Annotated in this window: 6 protein-coding genes; 1 reads left to right on the top strand and 5 read right to left on the bottom strand. The window is 73.2% G+C overall.

Annotated features, from left to right (window positions below; genetic code table 11):
- The 5 genes from ppk2 to RIN80_RS16150 all read right to left on the bottom strand — a co-directional run.
- Positions 1 to 935, bottom strand: a 935-nt coding sequence (gene ppk2, locus RIN80_RS16170) for a polyphosphate kinase 2 (RefSeq protein WP_309096302.1), incomplete at its 3' end; no start/stop codon positions are given.
- 30 nt (positions 936 to 965) lie between these two features.
- Positions 966 to 1,208: a DUF6411 family protein gene (locus RIN80_RS16165; RefSeq protein ID WP_309096301.1), complete on the bottom strand. Its 243-nt coding sequence runs from the start codon at positions 1,206 to 1,208 to the stop codon at positions 966 to 968.
- Between the two features lie 99 nt (positions 1,209 to 1,307).
- Positions 1,308 to 2,993, bottom strand: coding sequence for a thiamine pyrophosphate-binding protein (locus RIN80_RS16160; RefSeq protein ID WP_309096300.1), 1,686 nt, complete (start codon positions 2,991 to 2,993; stop codon positions 1,308 to 1,310).
- The gene (gene speB, locus RIN80_RS16155; protein ID WP_030838119.1) at positions 2,990 to 3,970 is read right to left on the bottom strand and encodes an agmatinase; all 981 of its coding nucleotides are present in this window, start codon (positions 3,968 to 3,970) and stop codon (positions 2,990 to 2,992) included. The genes RIN80_RS16160 and speB overlap by 4 nt, the downstream gene beginning before the upstream one ends.
- A 57-nt stretch (positions 3,971 to 4,027) precedes the next feature.
- The gene (locus RIN80_RS16150; protein ID WP_309096299.1) at positions 4,028 to 5,494 is read right to left on the bottom strand and encodes a sodium:solute symporter; all 1,467 of its coding nucleotides are present in this window, start codon (positions 5,492 to 5,494) and stop codon (positions 4,028 to 4,030) included.
- 132 nt (positions 5,495 to 5,626) lie between these two features.
- Between RIN80_RS16150 and RIN80_RS16145 the strand changes: the two genes are divergently transcribed.
- Positions 5,627 to 7,105: a PucR family transcriptional regulator gene (locus RIN80_RS16145; RefSeq protein WP_309096298.1), complete on the top strand. Its 1,479-nt coding sequence runs from the start codon at positions 5,627 to 5,629 to the stop codon at positions 7,103 to 7,105.
- The last annotated feature ends 15 nt before the right edge of the window (positions 7,106 to 7,120 follow it).

The following is a 7,120-nucleotide window of genomic DNA, read 5'->3' as shown; positions in this document are numbered from 1 at the left end:
CCGGGCCCCTCGACGCCGGAGGACAACGGGGTGGGCGAGAGCGTGGTGTCCTCCTCCCCGGGCTCCAGGAGGGTGTCGGCGGCGCCGACGATGAGCGGGTCGGGTGTGCCGACCGCCTCACTGTCCTTGTTGGCGTAGTCGATGCGCGACAGCAGACTGCGCATGGTCTCCAGCCGGGCACGCCGCTTGTCGTTGCTCTTGACGACGGTCCAGGGGGCGTGCTCGGTGTCCGTGGCGCGGAACATGTCGACCTTCGCCTCGGTGTAGTCGTCCCACAGGTCCAGCGAGGCCACGTCGGTCGGGGAGAGCTTCCACTGGCGCACCGGATCGACCTGCCGTATCGCGAAGCGGGTGCGCTGCTCCGAGCGGGAGACGGAGAACCAGAACTTCACCAGCAGGATGCCGTCCTCGACCAGCATCCGCTCGAAGGCCGGGCACTGGTCGAGGAACAGCTCGTACTCGTCCTTGGAGCAGAAGCCCATGACCCGCTCCACGCCGGCCCGGTTGTACCAGGAGCGGTCGAAGAAGACGATCTCCCCGGCCGTGGGCAGGTGCGCGATGTACCGCTGGAAGTACCACTGGCCCGTCTCGCGCTCGGTGGGCTTGTCCAGCGCGACCACGCGCGCGCCGCGCGGGTTCAGCCGCTCGATGAACCGCTGGATCGTGCCGCCCTTGCCCGCCGCGTCACGTCCCTCGCACAGGACGACCAGGCGCGCCCCGGTGTCCTTGACCCACCGCTGCAGCTTGAGCAACTCGATCTGCAGGATGCGCTTGGTCCGCTCGTACTCCTTGCGGCTCACCTTGCGGTCGTACGGATAGTTCTCGCGCCAGGTGCGGATGGGACGCCCGTCGGCGTCCAGGACGATCGGCTGTTCGCGTCTGCTGTCGTCGACGGTGAGCCCGTCCAGCAGCTTGCCGGTGTCTTCGGCGTTCATGTCCTCGCTCCCGCTGTGCCGGCGCGCCGGTCAGAAGGGCAGGCGGCCGCGGGTGCGGCGGCCCGCCGAGCCACTGCGGCCGACCGCGCGCGAGCTGGTGTGGAAGGGCTTGCTGAAGAGCCGGCCCAGAGGACCGGGCGCCTTGCCGCCGGCCCGGGCACCGGCACCGAGCGTGCGCTGGGTGCCGCGTTCGGGACGGCGGGAGAGGCGGGGGACGAGGAAGGCCAGGACGGCCAGGACGACGCAGACGGCTATGACGGCGGCGATCACCATGATGTGCTCCCCTTCGCTGGATGGGCGATACACAGGTGCCCAGTCCTGGCCCTCCCATGTGAGGAGCGGGAAACTCCGCCCGGCCGGTCCGGCCGCGCCTCAGCCCAGATGCGTCGGCGCGAACATCCGCAGCACGGCCGGGAGCAGGACGACCGAGGGCCCGGGCGTGCGCAGCGCCTTCGCGAGGTCCTGTTCCAGGGTCTTCGGAGTCGTGCGCACGCCGGGCACGCCGAAGGACTCGGCCAGGGCCACGTAGTCGGGCCGGGTCAGTTCCGTCGCGGTGGCCTCGCCGAACGCGTCCGTCATGTACTCGCGCAGGATGCCGTAGCCGCCGTCGTCGACGATCAGCCAGGTGACGTCCAGGTCGTACTGGCGGGCGGTGGCCAGTTCGGCGATCGAGTACAGGGCGCCGCCGTCGCCGGAGACGGCGAGGACCGGCCGGGTCGGGTCGGCCGCCGCCGCGCCCAGGGCCGCGGGGAAGGCGTAGCCGAGGCCGCCGGCGCCCTGCGCGGAGTGCAGGTGGTTGGGGCCCTTGGCGTCGAAGGCCGACCAGGCCCAGTACGCCAGGATCGTCATGTCCCAGAAGGACGGGGAGTCGGCGGGCAGCGCCCGGCGCACGGACGCCAGCACGTCCTGCTCCAGGGTGAGGCCCTGGCCGGCGATGCGGTCGGCGACCTTCGCCAGCACGTCCCGGACGCGGTCCGCCGCCGACGGGTCCTCGCGGGGCGCCACCGTCTCCAGCAGGGCCTGCAGCGCGAGGCGGGCGTCCGCGTGGATGCCCAGGGCCGGGTGGTTGGACTCCAGCTTGCCGAGGTCGGCCTCGATCTGGATCATCCGGCCGCGCGGCTTGAACGTGTGGTAGTTCGAGGAGAGCTCGCCGAGCCCCGAACCGACGACCAGCAGGACGTCGGCGTCCTCCAGGAAGTCGGTGGTGTGCCGGTCCTCGATCCAGGACTGCAGGGAGAGCGGGTGGTTCCAGGGGAAGGCGCCCTTGCCGCCGGGGGTCGTGACGACCGGCGCCTGGAGCAGCTCCGCCAGCTGCCTCAGCTTGCCGGAGGCGTCCGCGCGGACCACTCCCCCGCCCGCGATGATCGCCGGGCGGGCCGCGTTGGACAGCAGGTCGGCGGCGACGGCGGTCAACTCGGGGCGGGGCGGCAGCTCCTCGGGGAAGGCGTCGCCGCCCGTCACCACCGGGATCGCCGTCCCGGCGAGCAGCACGTCCTGCGGGATCTCCACCCACACCGGCCCGTGCGGGGCGGTCAGCGCCGACTTCCAGGCCGCCTCGATCGCCGACGGGATCTGCGACTGGGTGCGCACGGTGTGGACGGACTTGACCACCCCCCGGAACGAGGCCGCCTGGTCGGGCAGTTCGTGCAGGTAGCCGTGGCGCCCGCCGCCGAGGCCCGCGGTGGGGACCTGGCTGCTGATCGCCAGCACGGGCGCGGACGCGGCCGCCGCCTCCTGGAGCGCGGCCAGGGACGTCAGCGCGCCCGGCCCGGTCGACAGCAGCAGCGGCGCCGCCTCACCCGTGATCCGGCCGTAGGCGTCGGCCGCGAACCCGGCGTTGTTCTCCACCCGCAGGCCGATGTAGCGCAGGTCGGAGCGGCGCAGCGCGTCGAACATGCCGAGCGCGTGCTGGCCGGGCAGGCCGAAGACGGTCGTCGCGCCCAGGGCGGCCAGGGTCTCCACGACCAGGTCTCCGCCGTTGCGGCCGTCAGGAGGATTCAGGGCGGCCTCCGTCTGGGCGGGCGTCGGGCGGAGCACCAGGTCGTGGTCGTGGGTCACTTGGCTTCCGAGTCCTTCCGGGCCGCGGCGATCTGGCGGGACATGATCGTGGTCAGTTCGTACGCCGTGTGGGAGGCGGCCACCGACGTGATCTCCGCGTGATCGTACGCGGGGGCCACCTCGACGACGTCCGCCGAGACCAGGTTGCAGGAGGCCAGTCCGCGCAGGATCTCCAGCAGCTCGCGCGAGGTCATGCCTCCGGCCTCGGGCGTGCCGGTGCCGGGGGCGTGGGCCGGGTCGAGGCAGTCGATGTCGATGGAGATGTACAGCGGCCGGTCGCCGATGCGCTGGCGGAGCTGGTCGGCGACCTCGTCGGCGCCGCGGCGGTAGACGTCCGCCGAGGTGACGATGCCGAAGCCCATCTTCTCGTCGTCGGTGAGGTCCTGCTTGCCGTACAGCGGGCCGCGGGTGCCGACGTGGGAGAGCGCGGAGGTGTCGAGGATGCCCTCCTCCACGGCACGGCGGAACGGGGTGCCGTGGGTGTACTCGGCGCCGAAGTAGGTGTCCCAGGTGTCCAGGTGGGCGTCGAAGTGCAGCAGGGCGACCGGGCCGTGCTTCTTCGCGACCGAGCGCAGCAGGGGCAGCGCGATGGTGTGGTCGCCGCCGAGGGTCATCAGCCGGGCGCCCGTGCCGAGCAGGTCGTCCGCGGCGGCCTCGACGGTCTCCACGGCCTCGTTGATGTTGAACGGGTTCACGGCGATGTCGCCGCCGTCCGCGACCTGCGCGAGGGCGAACGGGGAGGCGTCCTGCGCCGGGTTGTACGGGCGCAGGAGCCGGGACGCCTCGCGGATGGCGTTGCCGCCGAAGCGGGCGCCCGGCCGGTACGAGACACCGGAGTCGAACGGCACGCCCACGACGGCGACGTCGGCGCGGCCGACCTCGTCCAGCCGGGGCAGCCGGGCGAAGGTCGCGGGACCGGCGTACCGGGGCACGCGGGAGGAGTCGACGGGCCCGCGGGGAGTCTCGTTGCTGCTCATGGGAGAAATGCCTTCTTTCCTACGCTTCATCGCGTATGTACTGCTTGCCGTATGACTCTACCGGGAAGCCGGGACCGGTTCGGACGCGAGTTCGGTCGAGCGCCCGGCGAGCCGCTCGCGCCAGGCGGCCAGGACGGCGGCGTCGGTGGCCGGGGAGGCCAGCGAGACGATCACGTAGGCGGCGAGCGAGGCGAGCAGACCGTAGTAGACGGGCTCGTTGGCGAGGATGCCGTGGGTCGCCATCAGCACGACGACCGCGACTCCGCCGGCCGTGACGGAGGCCAGGGCGCCGTAGACCGTGCCGCGCCTCCACACCAGGCCGCCGAGGATCGGCACGAGCAGTCCGCCGACGAGGAGGTTGTAGGCGACGGTCAGGGCCTCCACGACGTTGTCGATGGCGATGGCCGTGCCGATCACCGCCAGGCCCATGAGCAGGATGAAGGCCCGGTTGCCCCTCACCTCGTCGTGGTCGCCGGCCGGCGCGCTCCGGCCGCTCCCCCGCAGCCGGGACCAGATGTCGTTGTTGGCGACGGTGGCGCAGGCGATCAGCGCGCCGGAGGAGGTCGACATCACGGCGGCCAGCGCGGCGGCGAGCACCAACCCCCGCACACCGACGGGCAGTTCGTCCTTCACTATGGTCGCGAAGGCGTCGTCCGGGCTGCCGAGCTTCGGGTACAGCACCTTGGCCGCCGTGCCGATGACGGCTCCGGCGAGGGCGTAGACGAGGCAGTAGGTGCCGGCGACGGTCCCGCCCCACTTGGCGGTGCGGTCGCTGCGGGCGGTGAACACGCGCTGCCAGATGTCCTGCCCGATGAGCATGCCGAACGTGTAGATCAGCACGTACGTGAAGATCGTCTCGCCGCCGATGCCCAGCGGGTCGAAGTACTCGGTGGGCAGCTGCGCCTTCATCTCGCCGAACCCGCCGGCCTTCACGACGGCGATGGGCAGCAGCAGGAGCAGCACGCCGACGGTCTTGACGACGAACTGCACCATGTCGGTCAGCGTGATCGACCACATGCCGCCGAGGGTGGAGTACGCGACGACGATCGAGCCGCCGAGGACGATCGCCAGGGTGCGGTTGATGTCGAACAGGACGTCGAAGATCGTGGCGTAGGCGATGGTCGAGGTCACCGCGAGCATCAGCGTGTAGGCCCACATGACGAGCCCGGAGATGACCCCGGCGCGGCCACCGCCGTAACGCAGGTCGAGCATCTCGGAGACGGTGTAGACCTTCAGCCGGGCGATGCGGGCGGAGAAGAACACGGACAGGGCGAGCAGGCCCAGGCCGATGGTGAACACCATCCAGGCGCCGGACAGGCCGTACTGGTAGCCCAGTCCGACGCCGCCGATGGTGGAGGCGCCGCCGAGGACGATCGCCGCCATGGTGCCGGAGTACATGGCCGGGCCGAGCCGGCGGCCGGCCACGAGGAACTCGCTCTTGGACCGGGCGCGGCGCATGCCCCACCAGCCCATGGCCAGCATCCCGGCCAGGTAGACGACGATCACGAGGTAGTCGACGGCCATGGGGCCTCCTTCGCACGCGCTCGCTCGCCCGGGGACGAGGGGGACGAGGACTGACCCTAGGTGGCCGGAAAGCGACTGCGAAGTGTACGTTTCATCCATTCGCGGTGGCCGTGGATGGAGGGAAAGCACACCATGCCGGAGCCTGCCGTCCCACCCACCCCGCCGGTGGAGCTGCCCGCCCTGCTGGCCCGCGAGGAGCTGGCCCTGCGGCAGATCGCGGGACCGCCCGCCGCGGGCACCGTCGTCCACTGGGTGCACACCTCGGAGATGGCCGACCCGTACCCGTACCTGCTGGGCGGGGAGCTGCTGCTCACGGCGGGCGTGCACGTCCCGGAGGCGGCGGGGACGGGCACCTACTTCGACGACTACGTGTCCCGGATCGTCGCGGCCGGCGGCGCGGCCCTCGGCTTCGGGGTGGCCCCGGTGCACGACACGGTGCCGAGGGCGCTGGTCGAGGCATGCGACGCGCACGGCCTGCCCCTGCTGGAGGTCCCGCCGCAGACCACCTTCTCGGGCGTGGCCCGCGCGGTGTGGCAGCTGATGTCCCGGGCCCGCCTGTCCGAGCTGCGCCGGGTGACCGAGGCCCAGCAGAGCCTCGCCTCCGCCGCGTCCCGCCCCGACCCGGTCCCGTCCGTGCTGCGCGGGCTGGCCCGGTGGCTGGGCGGCTGGACGGTGCTCCACGGTCCGGAGGGGGCGGTGGTCGCGGACGGCGGACGCGAACCGGACGACGCGACGCGGGCGGCGCTCGCCCGCCTGTCCGAGGTGGTCCGGCCGGCCGGGGACGGCACCGGCCGGCCCGCGCCCACCTCCGCCACGGACACCGTCGCCGGCACGCACCTGGCCTGCTACGCGCTCGGCGCCGGGCACGGCTTCGTGCTCGGGGTCGCCGCCCCGCGCCGGGCGGCCGCGGACCACACCATCGCCTCCGTCGCCGCCGTGCTGCTGTCCCTCCTCACCGGGGAGCAGCACAGCGGCACGGGAGCGGACCGTTCCGCCGCGCTGGTACGGCTGCTGCTGGGCGCGTCCCCCGAGGAGGTCGCCGGGCTGCTCGGCGGCGGGCGCTGGCTGGTCGTGCACGGGCGGCCGGAGCCGGACGTCGCCCCCGACCCGGTCGCCGCCTCCGCGCTGGGGGCGGCGCTCGGCTCCGCCCTGGTCGACCCGGCCGGCGACGTCGTCCGGGTCCTCGTCCCGGCCGGCCGGGCACCCGCCCCGCTGCCCGGCTGGACCCTGGGCGTCAGCACCGCCGTCGCACCGGCCGACTGGACCCTCGCCGACACCCAGGCCGCCCGCGCCCTGGCCCGGGCCCGCGCCACCCGGGCCCCGCTGGTCCGGCACGGCGCACGCCCCGCCCTGGCCGACCTGGTGCCCTCCGAGGAGGCGGCGGCCCACGCCCGTGCCCTCCTGGCCCCCGTCGCGGCGCATCCCGCGCTCACCGAGACCCTGCGCACCTGGCTCTCCCTGCACGGCAGCTGGGACCGCACGGCCGTCGCCCTGTCCGTGCACCGCAACACCGTCCGCCAGCGCATCGCCCGCTGCGCACGGCTGCTGGAGACGGACCTCGACGACCCGGACGTCCGCATGGAACTGTGGTTCGCGCTGCGGCACGTCTGAGGAGACGAGCGGGGA

Origin of the sequence: Streptomyces sp., assembly GCF_031181705.1 — a bacterium.
Taxonomy (GTDB): Bacteria; Actinomycetota; Actinomycetes; order Streptomycetales; family Streptomycetaceae; genus Streptomyces.
This window is presented reverse-complemented; position numbering and strand designations above follow the sequence as displayed.